Source organism: Streptomyces sp. NPDC003284 (genome assembly GCF_053589675.1).
Map to the genome: position 1 here is coordinate 663,193 of NZ_JBSFSI010000002.1, position 13,410 is coordinate 676,602.

At 73.8% G+C, this 13,410-nt stretch carries 17 protein-coding genes; 16 read left to right on the top strand and 1 reads right to left on the bottom strand.

What is annotated here, in order from left to right; all coding sequences use genetic code 11:
* Positions 1–126 precede the first annotated feature (126 nt).
* The 10 genes from hisD to ACWDYF_RS06490 all read left to right on the top strand — a co-directional run bounded on the left by hisD (position 127) and on the right by ACWDYF_RS06490 (position 7,905).
* Positions 127–1,452 carry a histidinol dehydrogenase gene (gene hisD, locus ACWDYF_RS06445; RefSeq protein ID WP_389466777.1) on the top strand — a complete coding sequence of 442 codons (1,326 nt, stop codon included), beginning with the start codon at positions 127–129 and terminating at the stop codon, positions 1,450–1,452.
* Entirely contained in the window at positions 1,449–2,564 is a 1,116-nt protein-coding gene (locus ACWDYF_RS06450; RefSeq protein ID WP_381743768.1) for a histidinol-phosphate transaminase, read from the top strand. Before hisD ends, ACWDYF_RS06450 begins: the two co-directional genes overlap by 4 nt.
* Positions 2,561–3,154 (top strand): imidazoleglycerol-phosphate dehydratase HisB, encoded by a 594-nt coding sequence (gene hisB / locus ACWDYF_RS06455; RefSeq protein ID WP_018567512.1) that lies wholly within the window; start codon positions 2,561–2,563, stop codon positions 3,152–3,154. Before ACWDYF_RS06450 ends, hisB begins: the two co-directional genes overlap by 4 nt.
* A gap of 5 nt (positions 3,155–3,159) precedes the next feature.
* The gene (locus ACWDYF_RS06460) at positions 3,160–3,324 is read left to right on the top strand and encodes a hypothetical protein (protein ID WP_018567513.1); all 165 of its coding nucleotides are present in this window, start codon (positions 3,160–3,162) and stop codon (positions 3,322–3,324) included.
* Positions 3,315–3,968, top strand: coding sequence for an imidazole glycerol phosphate synthase subunit HisH (hisH, locus tag ACWDYF_RS06465; protein ID WP_389466771.1), 654 nt, complete (start codon positions 3,315–3,317; stop codon positions 3,966–3,968). The genes ACWDYF_RS06460 and hisH overlap by 10 nt, the downstream gene beginning before the upstream one ends.
* Complete coding sequence (gene priA / locus ACWDYF_RS06470; RefSeq protein ID WP_389466766.1) at positions 3,968–4,696, top strand: bifunctional 1-(5-phosphoribosyl)-5-((5-phosphoribosylamino)methylideneamino)imidazole-4-carboxamide isomerase/phosphoribosylanthranilate isomerase PriA; 729 nt, start codon at positions 3,968–3,970, stop codon at positions 4,694–4,696. The genes hisH and priA overlap by 1 nt, the downstream gene beginning before the upstream one ends.
* A complete protein-coding gene (locus ACWDYF_RS06475) occupies positions 4,693–5,106 on the top strand; it encodes a RidA family protein (protein ID WP_381743771.1) in 414 nt (137 codons plus the stop codon). Before priA ends, ACWDYF_RS06475 begins: the two co-directional genes overlap by 4 nt.
* The gene (gene hisF / locus ACWDYF_RS06480; RefSeq protein WP_381743772.1) at positions 5,103–5,858 is read left to right on the top strand and encodes an imidazole glycerol phosphate synthase subunit HisF; all 756 of its coding nucleotides are present in this window, start codon (positions 5,103–5,105) and stop codon (positions 5,856–5,858) included. The genes ACWDYF_RS06475 and hisF overlap by 4 nt, the downstream gene beginning before the upstream one ends.
* 135 nt (positions 5,859–5,993) lie before the next feature.
* A complete protein-coding gene (locus tag ACWDYF_RS06485; RefSeq protein WP_381743773.1) occupies positions 5,994–6,584 on the top strand; it encodes an ArsR/SmtB family transcription factor in 591 nt (196 codons plus the stop codon).
* Between the two features lie 73 nt (positions 6,585–6,657).
* Positions 6,658–7,905 carry an MFS transporter gene (locus tag ACWDYF_RS06490; RefSeq protein ID WP_381743774.1) on the top strand — a complete coding sequence of 416 codons (1,248 nt, stop codon included), beginning with the start codon at positions 6,658–6,660 and terminating at the stop codon, positions 7,903–7,905.
* A gap of 18 nt (positions 7,906–7,923) precedes the next feature.
* Here ACWDYF_RS06490 and ACWDYF_RS06495 read toward each other — a convergent pair whose 3' ends face one another.
* Positions 7,924–8,559, bottom strand: coding sequence for a TIGR03085 family metal-binding protein (locus ACWDYF_RS06495; RefSeq protein ID WP_018567520.1), 636 nt, complete (start codon positions 8,557–8,559; stop codon positions 7,924–7,926).
* A gap of 82 nt (positions 8,560–8,641) precedes the next feature.
* On the opposite strand from ACWDYF_RS06495, the gene hisI reads away from it, so the two are divergent.
* The 6 genes from hisI to trpC all read left to right on the top strand — a co-directional run bounded on the left by hisI (position 8,642) and on the right by trpC (position 13,402).
* On the top strand, positions 8,642–9,109 hold the full coding sequence (gene hisI, locus ACWDYF_RS06500; RefSeq protein WP_389466761.1) for a phosphoribosyl-AMP cyclohydrolase: 468 nt from the start codon (positions 8,642–8,644) through the stop codon (positions 9,107–9,109).
* 11 nt (positions 9,110–9,120) lie between these two features.
* Positions 9,121–10,611, top strand: coding sequence for an anthranilate synthase component I (locus ACWDYF_RS06505; protein WP_389466756.1), 1,491 nt, complete (start codon positions 9,121–9,123; stop codon positions 10,609–10,611).
* Between the two features lie 82 nt (positions 10,612–10,693).
* Entirely contained in the window at positions 10,694–11,338 is a 645-nt protein-coding gene (locus ACWDYF_RS06510; RefSeq protein ID WP_389466752.1) for a TIGR02234 family membrane protein, read from the top strand.
* A 172-nt stretch (positions 11,339–11,510) separates the two neighbouring features.
* Positions 11,511–11,759: an HGxxPAAW family protein gene (locus ACWDYF_RS06515; RefSeq protein ID WP_381743778.1), complete on the top strand. Its 249-nt coding sequence runs from the start codon at positions 11,511–11,513 to the stop codon at positions 11,757–11,759.
* Between the two features lie 126 nt (positions 11,760–11,885).
* A complete protein-coding gene (locus ACWDYF_RS06520) occupies positions 11,886–12,389 on the top strand; it encodes a DUF2752 domain-containing protein (protein WP_381743779.1) in 504 nt (167 codons plus the stop codon).
* 203 nt (positions 12,390–12,592) lie between these two features.
* On the top strand, positions 12,593–13,402 hold the full coding sequence (gene trpC, locus ACWDYF_RS06525; protein ID WP_381743780.1) for an indole-3-glycerol phosphate synthase TrpC: 810 nt from the start codon (positions 12,593–12,595) through the stop codon (positions 13,400–13,402).
* The last annotated feature ends 8 nt before the right edge of the window (positions 13,403–13,410 follow it).

Genomic DNA, 13,410 nt, shown 5'->3' on the forward strand with positions numbered 1-13,410 from the left:
GAACGCGGAATGTGAAGCGGATCTTCCGACTTGTACCGGAAGGCCGGAACCGTGCGCTCCCGGGCTCTGTATCAGCCATTGATACGGGCGCACGGGCCCGGAGCGCGGTCTGAGAGAATTGGAACCGTGATCTCCCGAATCGATCTGCGCGGCGACGCCCTTCCCGAGGGCCCCGCCCTGCGTGACCTGCTGCCCCGAGCCGACTTCGACGTACAGGCCGCCCTGGAGAAGGTGCGTCCGATCTGCGAGGCCGTGCATCATCGCGGGGACGCGGCACTGATCGACTTCGCCGAGAAGTTCGACGGGGTACGGCTGGAATCCGTGCGGGTTCCGGCCCAGGCGATCAAGGGCGCCCTGGCGGAGCTGGACCCCGCGGTGCGCGCCGCCCTGGAGGAGTCCATCCGCCGGGCCCGTCTGGTCCACCGCGAGCAGCGCCGCACCACGCACACCACCCAGGTCGTCCCCGGCGGCTCGGTCACCGAGAAGTGGGTCCCGGTCGAGCGGGTCGGGCTCTACGCGCCCGGCGGCCGGTCGGTCTACCCGTCCTCGGTGATCATGAACGCGGTGCCCGCGCAGGAGGCCGGTGTCGAGTCCATCGCGCTCGCCTCCCCGGCCCAGGCCGAGTTCGGCGGACTGCCGCACCCGACGATCCTCGCCGCCTGCGCCCTGCTCGGCGTCGACGAGGTGTACGCCGCGGGCGGCGCCACCGCCGTCGCGATGTTCGCCTACGGCACCGAGTCCTGCCCGCCCGCGAACATGGTCACCGGCCCCGGCAACATCTGGGTCGCCGCCGCCAAGCGCTACTTCACCGGCCGTATCGGCATCGACGCCGAGGCCGGGCCCACCGAGATCGCGGTCCTCGCCGACGCCACCGCCGACCCGGCGCACGTCGCCGCCGACCTGATCAGCCAGGCCGAGCACGACCCGCTGGCCGCCGCCGTCCTGGTCACCGACTCCGCCGAGCTGGCGGACGCGGTGGACAAGGAGCTGGCGCCCCAGGTCGCCGCCACCAAGCACGTCGATGACCGCATCCGCCCGGCGCTGTCCGGCAGGCAGTCCGCGATCGTCCTGGTCGACGGCGTGGCGGAGGGCCTGAAGGTGGTCGACGCGTACGGCGCCGAGCACCTGGAGATCCAGACCGCCGACGCCGCCGCGGTCGCCGACCGGGTGCGCAACGCCGGCGCGATCTTCATCGGCCCCTGGGCGCCCGTCTCGCTCGGCGACTACGCGGCCGGCTCCAACCACGTGCTGCCCACCGGCGGCTGTGCCTGCCACTCCTCGGGCCTGTCCGTGCAGTCCTTCCTGCGCGGCATCCACATCGTCGACTACACGCGCGACGCCCTCGCCGAGGTCGCCCACCACGTGGTGACGCTGGCCGAGGCCGAGGACCTGCCCGCGCACGGCGCGGCGATCAAGGTGAGGTTCGGGTGGAAGGTACCGGCGGACCAGTGAACTTCGGCATCGACGACCTCCCCGTACGCGACGAGCTGCGCGGCAAGTCCCCCTACGGCGCGCCCCAGCTGGACGTCCCCGTACGGCTGAACACCAACGAGAACCCCTACCCGCTGCCCGAACCCCTCGTCGAACGGATCGCCGAGCGGGTCCGCGAGGCGGCCCGCGGCCTCAACCGCTACCCGGACCGGGACGCGGTCGAGCTGCGCACCGAGCTGGCGAAGTACCTGACCCGCACCGGCGGCCACCGCGTCGGCCCGGAGAACGTCTGGGCGGCCAACGGCTCCAACGAGGTCATCCAGCAGTTCCTCCAGGCCTTCGGCGGCCCCGGCCGCACCGCGATCGGCTTCGAGCCCTCGTACTCGATGCACGCGCTGATCGCGCGCGGCACCGGCACCGGCTGGATCTCCGGGCCGCGCGGCGCGGACTTCACCATCGACGTGGCCGCCGCCGAGAAGGCCGTCGCCGGGCACCGGCCCGACGTCGTCTTCGTCACCACCCCCAACAACCCCACCGGCAACGCGGTCCCGGCCGACACGGTCCTCGCGCTCTACGAGGCCGCGCAGGCGGTGAAGCCGACCATGGTCGTCGTCGACGAGGCGTACGTCGAGTTCAGCCACGGCGCCTCGCTGCTGCCGCTGCTGGAGGGCCGGCCCCATCTGGTGGTCTCCCGGACCATGTCCAAGGCGTTCGGCGCCGCCGGGCTGCGCCTGGGCTATCTGGCCGCGCACCCCGCGGTGGTGGACGCCCTCCAGCTCGTCCGGCTGCCGTACCACCTCTCGGCGATCACCCAGGTCACCGCGCTGGCCGCGCTGGAGCACACCGACACGCTGCTCGGCTACGTCGAGCAGCTGAAGTCCGAGCGGGACCGGCTCGTCGGCGAGCTGCGGGCGATCGGCTGCGACGTCACCGAGTCGGACGCCAACTTCGTCCAGTTCGGGCGGTTCGAGGACTCCCACGACGCCTGGCGGCGGATCCTCGACCGGGGCGTCCTGGTCCGGGACAACGGCGTACCGGGATGGCTGCGGGTCACCGCGGGGACCCCGGCCGAGAACGACGCGTTCCTCGATGCGGTGCGCGATCTCAAGAAGGAACAGGAGCAGAGCGGATGAACCGCGTCGGGCGCGTGGAGCGCACCACCAAGGAGACCTCCGTCCTGGTCGAGATCGACCTCGACGGCACCGGCAGGACCGACATCGCCACCGGTGTCGGCTTCTACGACCACATGCTCGACCAGCTCGGCCGGCACGGTCTGTTCGACCTGACCGTCAAGACCGACGGCGACCTGCACATCGACTCCCACCACACCATCGAGGACACCGCCCTCGCGCTGGGCGCCGCCTTCAAGCAGGCGCTCGGCGACAAGGTGGGCATCTACCGCTTCGGCAACTGCACGGTCCCGCTGGACGAGTCCCTCGCCCAGGTCACCGTCGACCTCTCCGGCCGCCCCTACCTCGTGCACACCGAGCCCGAGAAGATGGCGCCGATGATCGGCGAGTACGACACCACGATGACCCGGCACATCCTGGAGTCCTTCGTCGCCCAGGCCCAGGTCGCGCTGCATGTGCACGTGCCCTACGGACGCAACGCCCACCACATCGTCGAGTGCCAGTTCAAGGCGCTGGCGCGGGCCCTGCGCTACGCCTCGGAGCGCGACCCGCGCGCGGCCGGCATCCTGCCTTCGACGAAGGGCGCCCTGTAACCGCCATGAACAGCTTCTCCACCATCCTGATCGTCCTCGGCCTCTTCCTGGCCGGCGGCGTCTACTCCTTCGCCAAGCAGAAGATGCCCACGAGCCTGATCGTGCTGCTCTCGCTCGGCGCGGCGATGTGCATCTTCACGGGCGTGCTGCGGCTGGAGGTGTGGAATTGAGCACCGGCGGCGCCAAGAAGGTCGTGGTCTTCGACTACGGCTTCGGCAATGTCCGCTCCGCCGAGCGGGCGCTGGCCCGCACCGGCGCCGAGGTCGAGATCACCCGTGACTTCGACCGCGCGATGGCCGCCGACGGCCTGCTGGTCCCCGGCGTCGGCGCCTTCGCCGCCTGCATGCGCGGCCTGAAGGAGGCCCGCGGCGACTGGATCATCGACCGCCGGCTGTCCGGCGGCCGCCCGGTCATGGGCATCTGCGTCGGCATGCAGATCCTCTTCGCGCGCGGCATCGAGCACGGGGTGGAGGCCGAGGGCCTGGACGAGTGGCCCGGCACGGTCGCGCCGCTGGCCGCCGACGTCGTCCCGCACATGGGCTGGAACACCGTCGAGGCGCCCGAGGACTCCGAGCTGTTCGCCGGTCTGGACGCCGCCGCCCGCTTCTACTTCGTGCACTCCTACGCCGTCCAGGACTGGCAGCTGGAGACCGTCAACCCGGCGATGCGCGCCCCCAAGGTCACCTGGGCCACCCACGGCACGCCCTTCGTGGCCGCCGTGGAGAACGGCGCCCTGTGGGCCACCCAGTTCCACCCCGAGAAGTCCGGCGACGCCGGAGCGCAGCTGCTGAACAACTGGATCGGAATCCTGTGATGGCTTCGAAGCTCGAACTCCTGCCCGCCGTCGACGTCCGCGACGGCCAGGCCGTCCGCCTCGTGCACGGCGAGTCCGGGACCGAGACCTCCTACGGCTCCCCGCTGGAGGCCGCCCTCGCCTGGCAGCGCTCCGGCGCCGAGTGGCTGCACCTGGTCGACCTGGACGCCGCGTTCGGCACCGGCGACAACCGCGCCCTGATCGCCGAGGTCGCCGAGGCCATGGACATCAAGGTCGAGCTGTCCGGCGGCATCCGCGACGACGACACCCTCGCCGCCGCCCTCGCCACCGGCTGCACCCGCGTCAACCTGGGCACCGCCGCCCTGGAGACCCCCGAGTGGGTCGCCAAGGTCATCGCCGGGCACGGCGACCGGATCGCCGTCGGCCTGGACGTGCGCGGCACCACACTGCGCGGGCGCGGCTGGACCCGCGACGGCGGCGACCTCTACGAGACGCTGGCGCGCCTGGACAAGGAGGGCTGCGCCCGCTACGTCGTCACCGACATCGCCAAGGACGGCACCCTCCAGGGCCCCAACCTGGAACTGCTGAAGAACGTCTGCGCGGCCACCGACCGCCCCGTGGTCGCCTCCGGCGGCGTCTCCTCGCTCGCCGACCTGCGCGCGCTGGCCGCGCTGGTGCCGCTCGGTGTCGAGGGCGCCATCGTCGGGAAGGCCCTGTACGCGAAGGCGTTCACGCTCGAAGAGGCCCTGGAGGAAGTGTCGTCATGACGTCCGATGCCGTACGGCGCGTGCAGAGCGGAGTTCCCTGGGAAGAGACGTTCGGATTCGCACGGGCCGTCGCGGCGGGGGACCTCGTCCTGGTGGCGGGCACCACCGCCTTCCGGGGCGACGTCCTGTACGGGGAGGGCGACCCGTACGAGCAGGCGCGGACCGCCTTCGCCAGCGCGGTGGAGGCGATCGGCGCGTTCGGGCTCGGCGTGGAGTCCGTGATCCGGACCCGTATGTATCTCGGCCATGCCCGGGATATGGACGGTGTGGGCCGCGCCCACAAGGAGCTGTTCGACGCGGTGCGCCCGGTGGCGACGCTGCTCGTCGTGGACGGTTTCGTCGACCCGCGCGTCCTGGTCTCGGTGGAACTCGAAGCATTCAGAGGAAGATCAGAGGAGCCCGATTCATGACCCTGGCGGTCCGAGTCATCCCCTGCCTGGACGTGGACAACGGCCGGGTCGTCAAGGGCGTCAACTTCCAGAACCTGCGCGACGCGGGCGACCCCGTCGAGATGGCCAAGGTGTACGACGCCGAGGGCGCCGACGAGCTGACGTTCCTGGACATCACCGCGTCCTCCGGCGACCGGGAGACCACGTACGACGTGGTGCGCCGCACCGCCGAGCAGGTGTTCATCCCGCTCACGGTCGGCGGCGGCGTCCGCACCGCGCAGGACGTGGACCGGCTGCTGCGGGCGGGCGCCGACAAGGTGGGCGTCAACACGGCGGCCATCGCCCGCCCGGACCTGATCCGGGAGATCGCCGAGCGCTTCGGCCGCCAGGTGCTGGTCCTGTCGGTCGACGCGCGCCGCACCGGGGCCGGGACCTTCGAGGTGACCACCCACGGCGGGCGGCGCGGCACCGGCATCGACGCGGTGGAGTGGGCGCACCGCGCCGCCGAGCTGGGCGCGGGCGAGATCCTGCTCAACTCCATGGACGCGGACGGCACCAAGGACGGCTACGACCTGGAGATGATCGCGGCGGTCCGCAAGCACGTCACCGTCCCGGTGATCGCCTCCGGCGGCGCCGGCCGGCTCGCCGACTTCCCGCCGGCCGTCGCGGCGGGCGCGGACGCGGTCCTCGCGGCCTCGGTGTTCCACTTCGGTGATCTGCGCATCGGCCAGGTCAAGGAGACGCTGCGGGAGGCCGGGCACCCCGTGCGGTGACCCGGCGGGCCCGGAGCCCCGGCCGCCGTACGGCGGCCGGGGCTTTTTCGCGCGCTGATCCGCAAGAAAAATTGCGCAAGAGAAGTTGCGCAAAATCAGTTGTGCAACTTTTCTTGTGCATCTAGCGTTGCGGTCATGACGGACAGGAAACGAGACCGCCGGATCCAGGACCTGGGCACGCTCAAGGCGATCGCCCACCCGCTGCGCATGCAGCTCTACCGCGCGCTGACCATCGCCCGTACGGCGACCGCCTCCCAGCTCGCCGAACAGGTCGACGAGGCCGTCTCCCTGGTCAGCTACCACCTGCGCAAGCTGGCCGAGCACGGGCTGATCGAGCAGGCCGAGCCGCAGACCGCGGACGGCCGCGAGCGCTGGTGGCAGCCCGCCAGCGACGGCGTCTCCATCCACGACGAGGACTTCTCGGACGCCCCCGAGAAGGCCGCCGCGCACACCGCCGCCAGCCGCCTCTTCTTCGACCAGCGCGCCGACCTGTACCGGCGCTTCCTCGACGAGCGCGTCCACTGGGGCTCCGAGTGGAGCCAGGCGGCCGACTCCTCCGAATGGCTGCTCAAGCTCACCCCCCAGGAACTGGCCGAGCTGTCCCGGCGCATGTACGGCCTCGTCCGCGAGTACGAGGAGCGCGGCCGGGCCGCCGTCGCCGCCGGTGACACCGAGGGCCGCGAGAACGTCGCGGTGCACACGTACGGCTTCCCGTTCCGCCCCTGACCCCGCCGCCCGCGCCCGCCCCCGGCCACGACGCCCGGGGCCAGGGCCGCCGCGTCTGAGAGGACGTACCGCCGTGACCACCACGCTCACGCCCCCGGCCGCCGCACCGCACGGCAGACCCGCCCACCGCGACCCCAACGTCCTGCGCTGGCTCGGCGGATACCTCTCCTCCGCGGTCGGCGACAACGTCTACTACATCGCCCTGTCCTGGGCGGCCGTCCAGTCCGGCACCCCCGCGCAGGCCGGGCTCGTCACCGCCGCCGGGGCGCTGCCCCGCGCCCTGCTGATGCTGGGCGGGGGAGTGGTGGCCGACCGCTACGGGCCGCGCCGGGTGGTCCTGGGCAGCACCGCCGTCCGCTCCGCCCTCGTGCTGACCGCGGCCGTCCTGCTGCTGGTCGCCAGCCCGGGGCTGTGGACGCTGGGCGCGGTCGCCGTGCTCTTCGGACTCGTCGACGCCGTCTTCCTGCCCGCCGCGGGCGCCCTGCCCGGCCGGATCGCCGCCCGCGACCAGCTCGCCCGCGTCCAGGGCCTGCGCGGCCTCGCCGTCCGGCTCGCCAACGTCCTCGGCGGCCCGCTCGGCGGCCTCGGCGTCGCCCTCGGCGGCACCGCGGGGGCCTTCGGCCTCGCCGCCCTCCTCGTCGGCATGTCCCTGCCGCTGCTGTTCCTGGTGCGGGTCGGCGACCCCGCGCCCGGTGCCGCCGGACCCGCCCGGCGGGCCCTCGGCGCCGAACTGCGCGACGGCCTGCGCCACATCCGCCGGGACCCCGTCCTGCGCCCCCTGGTCCTGGCCATCGCCCTCAGCGACCTCGGCTTCGTCGGCCCGATGAACCTCGGCCTCACCCTGCTCGCCCAGCAGCGCGACTGGGGGACCGCCGGCCTCGGCTGGGTGCTCGCCGGCTTCGGCACCGGCGCCGGGGCGGCCTCGGTCCTGCTCACCTGGCGCGGCCGGATACCGCGCGCCGGAGCGGTGGCCGCCCTCGCCAACGCCGTCTCCGCGGTCGCGGTCGCCGCCCTGGCCCTGACGCCGTCCGTCCCCGCCGCCGCCGTCACGGCCCTGGTCATCGGCGTGAGCGCGGGCCTCGCCGGAGCGCTGTGCGGGGCGCTGGTCCAGGCCCGCGCGGGCGCCGCCTACCTCGGCCGGGTCACCTCGGTCTCCACGCTCGTCGGGTTCGGTGTCGCACCGCTCACCTTCCCGCTGGTCGGCGCGGGCGTCGCCCTGTGGGGCACCGGACCCGTCTTCGCCGCCTGCGCCGCGATCAGCGGCCTGGCCGGACTCGTCGTCCTGGGCGCCCGCGACCTGCGCCGCGCCGAGCTCCCCTGACGGCCGGACCCGGGGGGATCAGAAGCCCAGCTGCCTGGTCTCCGACACCTTCGCGATCGCGTCCTGCTCGCCCTCCAGCTCCACCCGGGCCCTGCCCTGCCGCCCGAAGGCGAACAGCAGCAGCTCCGACGGCTCGCCCGTCGCCGTGACCACCGGGGTCCCGCGATGGGCGACGGTCGTCTGGCCGTTGGGCCGGCGCAGCACCAGACCCGTCGGGATGCCCCGGCCCAGCAGCCGCGCGGTGCGCTCCAGACGCGACCACAGGGCCTCCTGGAAGACCGGGTCCAGCTCGCGCGGCGCCCAGTCGGGCTGCGCCCGCCGCACGTCCTCGGCGTGCACATAGAACTCGACGGTGTTGGCCGCCTCGTCCACCTGCTTGAGCTGGAAGGGTGAGAACCGCGGCGGCCCGGTCCTGATGAGCTGGATCAGCTCCTCGTACGGCTTCGCCGCGTACTCCTCCAGCACCTTCTCCAGACGCCCCGCCAGCGGCTTGATCAGCGCGCCGCCGGCCGCGTCCGGGCGCCGCTCGCGCACCACCACGTGCGCCGCGAGATCGCGGGTGCGCCAGCCCTCACAGAGGGTGGGCGCCTCCGGCCCCGCGGTTTCCAAGAGGTCGGCGAGCAGAAGCCGTTCACGCTTGGCGAAGGTCGACATGCTGTCAGCCTACGACCCCCCGGCCCGTCCGCCCACCGGACCGTCGCCCGGTCCGCCGCTCCCGCGCGGCACAATGGCACCCATGACCAGCACGCCCGGCACCGCCCGGTCCAGCAGCCTCGCCCCCGAGATCGCCGCGCGGCTCAAGCGCGGCGCCGACGGACTCGTCCCCGCCATCGCCCAGCAGTACGACACCGGCGAGGTGCTCATGCTCGGCTGGATGGACGACGAGGCGCTGCACCGCACCCTGACCACCGGACGCTGCACCTACTGGTCGCGCAGCCGCCGCGAGTACTGGGTCAAGGGCGACACCTCCGGGCACGTCCAGTGGGTGAAGTCGGTCGCCCTGGACTGCGACGCCGACACCCTGCTGGTCAAGGTCGACCAGGTCGGCGCCGCCTGCCACACCGGCGACCGCACCTGCTTCGACGCCGACGTGCTGCGCGCGGACGCCACCGCCGGACCGGACGCGTCCGCCGAGCCCGCCGTGTCCGCCCCGGACGGGGCGTCCGGCCGCGCGGATTCCGGCGCACCGGCCGCGGATCAGTAGGGTCGGCCGCCATGGACCTCGACACCTTCCGCAAGCTGGCCGGTGACCGCCGCGTCATCCCGGTCACTCGCAAGCTCCTCGCCGACGGCGACACCCCCGTCGCGCTCTACCGCAAGCTCGCCGCCGAGCGCCCCGGCACCTTCCTGCTGGAGTCCGCGGAGAACGGCCGCTCCTGGTCCCGGTACTCCTTCGTGGGCGTCCGCAGCTCCGCCACGCTCACCGCGCGCGACGGCCGCACCCACTGGCTGGGCAGCCCGCCGGTCGGCGTCCCCGTCGAGGGCGACCCGCTCGCCGCCCTGCGGGCCACCGTCGAGGCCCTGCACACCCCGCGCGACCTCGCCCAGGACCTGGGCCTGCCGCCCTTCACCGGCGGCATGGTCGGCTACCTCGGCTACGACATCGTGCGCCGCCTGGAGAAGGTCGGCCCCGGCGAGCGCGACGACCTGAAGCTGCCCGAGCTGACCATGCTGCTCACCTCCGACCTGGCCGTCCTCGACCACTGGGACGGCACGGTCCTGCTGATCGCCAACGCGATCAACCACAACGACCTCGACACCGGCGTCGACGAGGCGTACGCGGACGCCGTCGCCCGCCTCGACGCGATGGAGGCCGACCTGTCCCGGCCCGTCGCCCAGCCCCCGGCCGCGCTGCCGCCCTCCGAGCTGCCCGAGTACACCGCCCGGTGGGGCGGCGCCGACTTCCGGGCGGCCGTCGACGACGTCAAGGAGCGCATCCGCGCGGGCGAGGCGTTCCAGGTCGTGCCCTCGCAGCGGTTCGAGACGCCGTGCACCGCGAGCGCCCTGGACGTCTACCGGGTGCTGCGGGCCACCAACCCCTCGCCGTACATGTACCTGTTCCGCCTCGACGGCTTCGACGTCGTCGGCTCCTCGCCCGAGGCGCTGGTCAAGGTGGAGGACGGGCGGGCCATGGTCCACCCCATCGCCGGCACCCGGCCGCGCGGCGCCACCCCGCAGCAGGACCAGGCCCTCGCCGACGAACTCCTCGCCGACCCCAAGGAGCGCGCCGAGCACCTGATGCTCGTCGACCTCGGCCGCAACGACCTGGGCCGGGTCTGTGAACCGGGCTCCGTCGAGGTCGTCGACTTCATGTCCATCGAGCGCTACTCGCACGTGATGCACATCGTCTCCACCGTGACCGGCCGCGTCGCCCCCGGCCGCACCGCCTTCGACGTGCTCACCGCCTGCTTCCCGGCCGGCACCCTGTCCGGCGCGCCCAAGCCGCGCGCCCTCCAGATCATCGACGAGCTCGAACCCTCCCGGCGCGGCCTGTACGGCGGCTGCGTCGGCTACCTCGACTTCGCCGGGGACTCCGACACCGCCATCGCCATCCGCACCGCGCTGCTGCGCGACGGCACCGCCTACGTCCAGGCGGGCGCGGGCATCGTCGCCGACTCCGACCCGGTCGCCGAGGACATGGAGTGCCGCAACAAGGCCGCCGCCGTGCTGCGCGCGGTCCACACCGCCAACCGGCTGGCCCCGTAGGGCGGCTGCGGGCGGCGCGCCAGGCCGGTGGGGCGCATCTCACGGAACCCCGGGTGACGCTCCGCCCGCCGCGCACGCGATAGTGGAGCACGTGACTGCCGTACCTCACCCCCGTCCCGAGGCCGCCGCCGCCCGCTCCGGCCGCCGCAGCCTCGCCGTCGCCCTGCTGTGCGGGGCGGCCGGCGCCGCCGTGGCGCTGCTGGCCTCCCGGCAGCGCTGGGCGGAGGGCACCGCCTCGGTGGCCGGCGGGGCCTTCCCGCTGACCGCCAGGGGCAGCGACATCACGGGCGTGCCCGCGGCGCTCGCCGTCGTGGGACTGGCCGCGCTGGTCGCCGTCTTCGCGGTCCGCCGCTCCGGGCGCGTGCTGGTCGCCGCCCTGCTCGCGCTCTCCGGCGCGGGCACCGTCGCCGCCGCCCTCAACGGCGCCTCCGACGACGGCGCGCTCGACGAGAAGGCCGCGCAGGCCTCCGGCGACACCGCCGCGACCGCCGCCTCGCTCAGTCACACCGGCTGGCCCTACGTCGCCGTGGCCGGCGGCGTGCTGCTCCTGCTCGCCGGGCTGCTGGCCCTGCGCTACGGCAGGTCGTGGCCCGCGATGTCCGGCCGCTACGAACGCTCCGGCGCGCCGCGCCCCCGCGCGGCCAAGCCCCTCGACCCCGACCGGCCCGAGGACCTCTGGAAGGCCCTCGACCGCGGCGAGGACCCGACCGGCACGGGCCCCGCCTGACCGCCGCCCGGCCGGTCCGCCTTCCCGATGGGATGAAACGGGTCGCGAGGAGCGACCCCCGCTCACGTCGCGTGCACGCGTACGGGACAATGGAACCGAGCATCCGGCTCGGATCCGTACCGGCGCCGCACGAGCGACGTACAAGCGACGCACAAGCAACGAGGAGCAAGTCATGGCGGGCAGCAGCCACGGTCACACCCCGGCCGCCTGGACCGGTGTCATCATCGCCTTCATCGGTTTCTGCGCCGGTGGCGCCTTCATGGTGATGGCCCAGCCCGTCGGCTTCTGGGTCAGCATGGGCATCGTGCTGCTCGGCGGTGTCGTCGGCGGCGTCATGCGCCTGATGGGCATGGGCCAGAAGAACGAGCACCCGGTGCACCAGGTGGCCGTCAAGGGCGCCCCGGCCGGTGCCAAGGGCTGACAGCCTCGCGGCGCACCGCGCGGCACGACGGGCACGACGGGAAGGGGCGGCCGGCAGCCGCCCCTCACGCGTGTGCGCGACGTGCCCGCCGCGCATCCCGCGCGCGCAGGCCGCGCCGCGGGCAGAATGCGACAGGTGAACGCAGACAGTCACCGGGCGCCGCGCGGCCGGACGCCCGTCCCCGGCCCCCGGGGCGCCCGCGACGGCGGGACGGCCCCCGGAGCGCGCCCCGGGCAGGTGCTCGGACGGCTCGCCGTACCCGGCGCGGTGCTCGCGGCCGTCGCCGGTGCCTTCGCGTACGTCGCGGTGGTGGACCCCGGCGAGCCGGGGCACTACCCCGCCTGCCCGCTGCTGCGCCTCACCGGCCTGTACTGCCCCGGCTGCGGCGGACTGCGCAGCGCCCACGCCTTCGCCCACGGCGACCTCCTCACGGCCCTGCGGGACAACGCCCCGGCCGTCCTCGGCTATCTGGCCTTCGCCGTGCTGTGGACGCTGTGGACCGTCCACGCGATCCGCGGGCGCCCCCTGCGTCTCGCGCCGCCCCCGGCGCTCCTGTGGAGCCTGGGCGCCCTGTTCGCGCTCTTCGCCGTTGTCCGGAACCTGCCGTTCGGCGGCTGGCTCCACCCTTGATCGTCCGGTGTCTGTCCAGGTAATGGGACCGCGGTCGGCCGGATGTGAGCCCTCGCCCCTCCTGCGGATACCATCGCAGTGACCACCGGTTCCGCCCGCTTGATCCGCCAGATCCGTCAGATCCGCACGATCCGCCGCAGGCGGCCCGCCGGAGGCCGCTCGACCCGCTGGAACATCCCACCGTCTGGAAGGGGGCCGCTCGCGTGAGTGTGCTCGACGAGATCATCGACGGAGTCCGTGCCGACCTTTCGGAGCGGCAGGCGCGCGTCAGCCTCGACGAGCTCAAGGAGCGCGCGGCGAAGGCACCGGCCGCCAAGGACGGGCTCGCCGCGCTCGGCGGCGACGGCGTCAAGGTGATCTGCGAGGTCAAGCGCTCCAGCCCGTCCAAGGGCGCGCTGGCCGCGATCGCCGACCCGGCCGGACTCGCCGCCGACTACGAGGCGGGCGGCGCCTCCGTCATCTCGGTCCTCACCGAGCAGCGCCGCTTCGGCGGCTCGCTCGCCGACCTGGAGGCCGTCCGCGCCCGGGTGGACATCCCCGTGCTGCGCAAGGACTTCATCGTCACGTCGTACCAGCTGTGGGAGGCCCGCGCCTACGGCGCCGACCTCGCCCTGCTGATCGTCGCCGCCCTCGACCAGCCGGCCCTGGAGTCGCTGATCGAGCGCGCCGTGTCCATCGGGCTCACCCCGCTCGTGGAGGTCCACGACGAGGACGAGGTCGAGCGCGCCGTGGACGCCGGTGCCAAGGTGATCGGCGTCAACGCGCGCAACCTGCGGACGCTGGAGGTCGACCGCGACACCTTCGAGCGCGTCGCGCCGGAGATCCCGGACAGCATCGTCAAGGTCGCCGAGTCCGGGGTCCGCGGCCCGCACGACCTGATCGCCTACGCCAACGCCGGGGCCGACGCCGTCCTGGTCGGCGAGTCCCTGGTCACCGGCCGCGACCCGAGGACGGCCGTCGCCGACCTGGTGGCCGCCGGGGCGCACCCCGCACTGCGGCACGGCCGCGGCTGAGCCGCCGG

Coding starts and splice junctions, on each gene's coding strand:
- hisI (WP_389466761.1), top strand. CDS start 8,642: ATGACCAGCACGCCCGGCACCGCCCGGTCCAGCAGCCTCGCCCCCGAG.
- ACWDYF_RS06515 (WP_381743778.1), top strand. CDS start 11,511: ATGGCGGGCAGCAGCCACGGTCACACCCCGGCCGCCTGGACCGGTGTC.
- ACWDYF_RS06485 (WP_381743773.1), top strand. CDS start 5,994: ATGACGGACAGGAAACGAGACCGCCGGATCCAGGACCTGGGCACGCTC.
- ACWDYF_RS06475 (WP_381743771.1), top strand. CDS start 4,693: ATGACGTCCGATGCCGTACGGCGCGTGCAGAGCGGAGTTCCCTGGGAA.
- priA (WP_389466766.1), top strand. CDS start 3,968: ATGGCTTCGAAGCTCGAACTCCTGCCCGCCGTCGACGTCCGCGACGGC.
- ACWDYF_RS06495 (WP_018567520.1), bottom strand. CDS start 8,559: ATGTCGACCTTCGCCAAGCGTGAACGGCTTCTGCTCGCCGACCTCTTG.
- ACWDYF_RS06460 (WP_018567513.1), top strand. CDS start 3,160: ATGAACAGCTTCTCCACCATCCTGATCGTCCTCGGCCTCTTCCTGGCC.
- ACWDYF_RS06505 (WP_389466756.1), top strand. CDS start 9,121: ATGGACCTCGACACCTTCCGCAAGCTGGCCGGTGACCGCCGCGTCATC.
- hisF (WP_381743772.1), top strand. CDS start 5,103: ATGACCCTGGCGGTCCGAGTCATCCCCTGCCTGGACGTGGACAACGGC.
- ACWDYF_RS06520 (WP_381743779.1), top strand. CDS start 11,886: ATGCGACAGGTGAACGCAGACAGTCACCGGGCGCCGCGCGGCCGGACG.
- hisB (WP_018567512.1), top strand. CDS start 2,561: ATGAACCGCGTCGGGCGCGTGGAGCGCACCACCAAGGAGACCTCCGTC.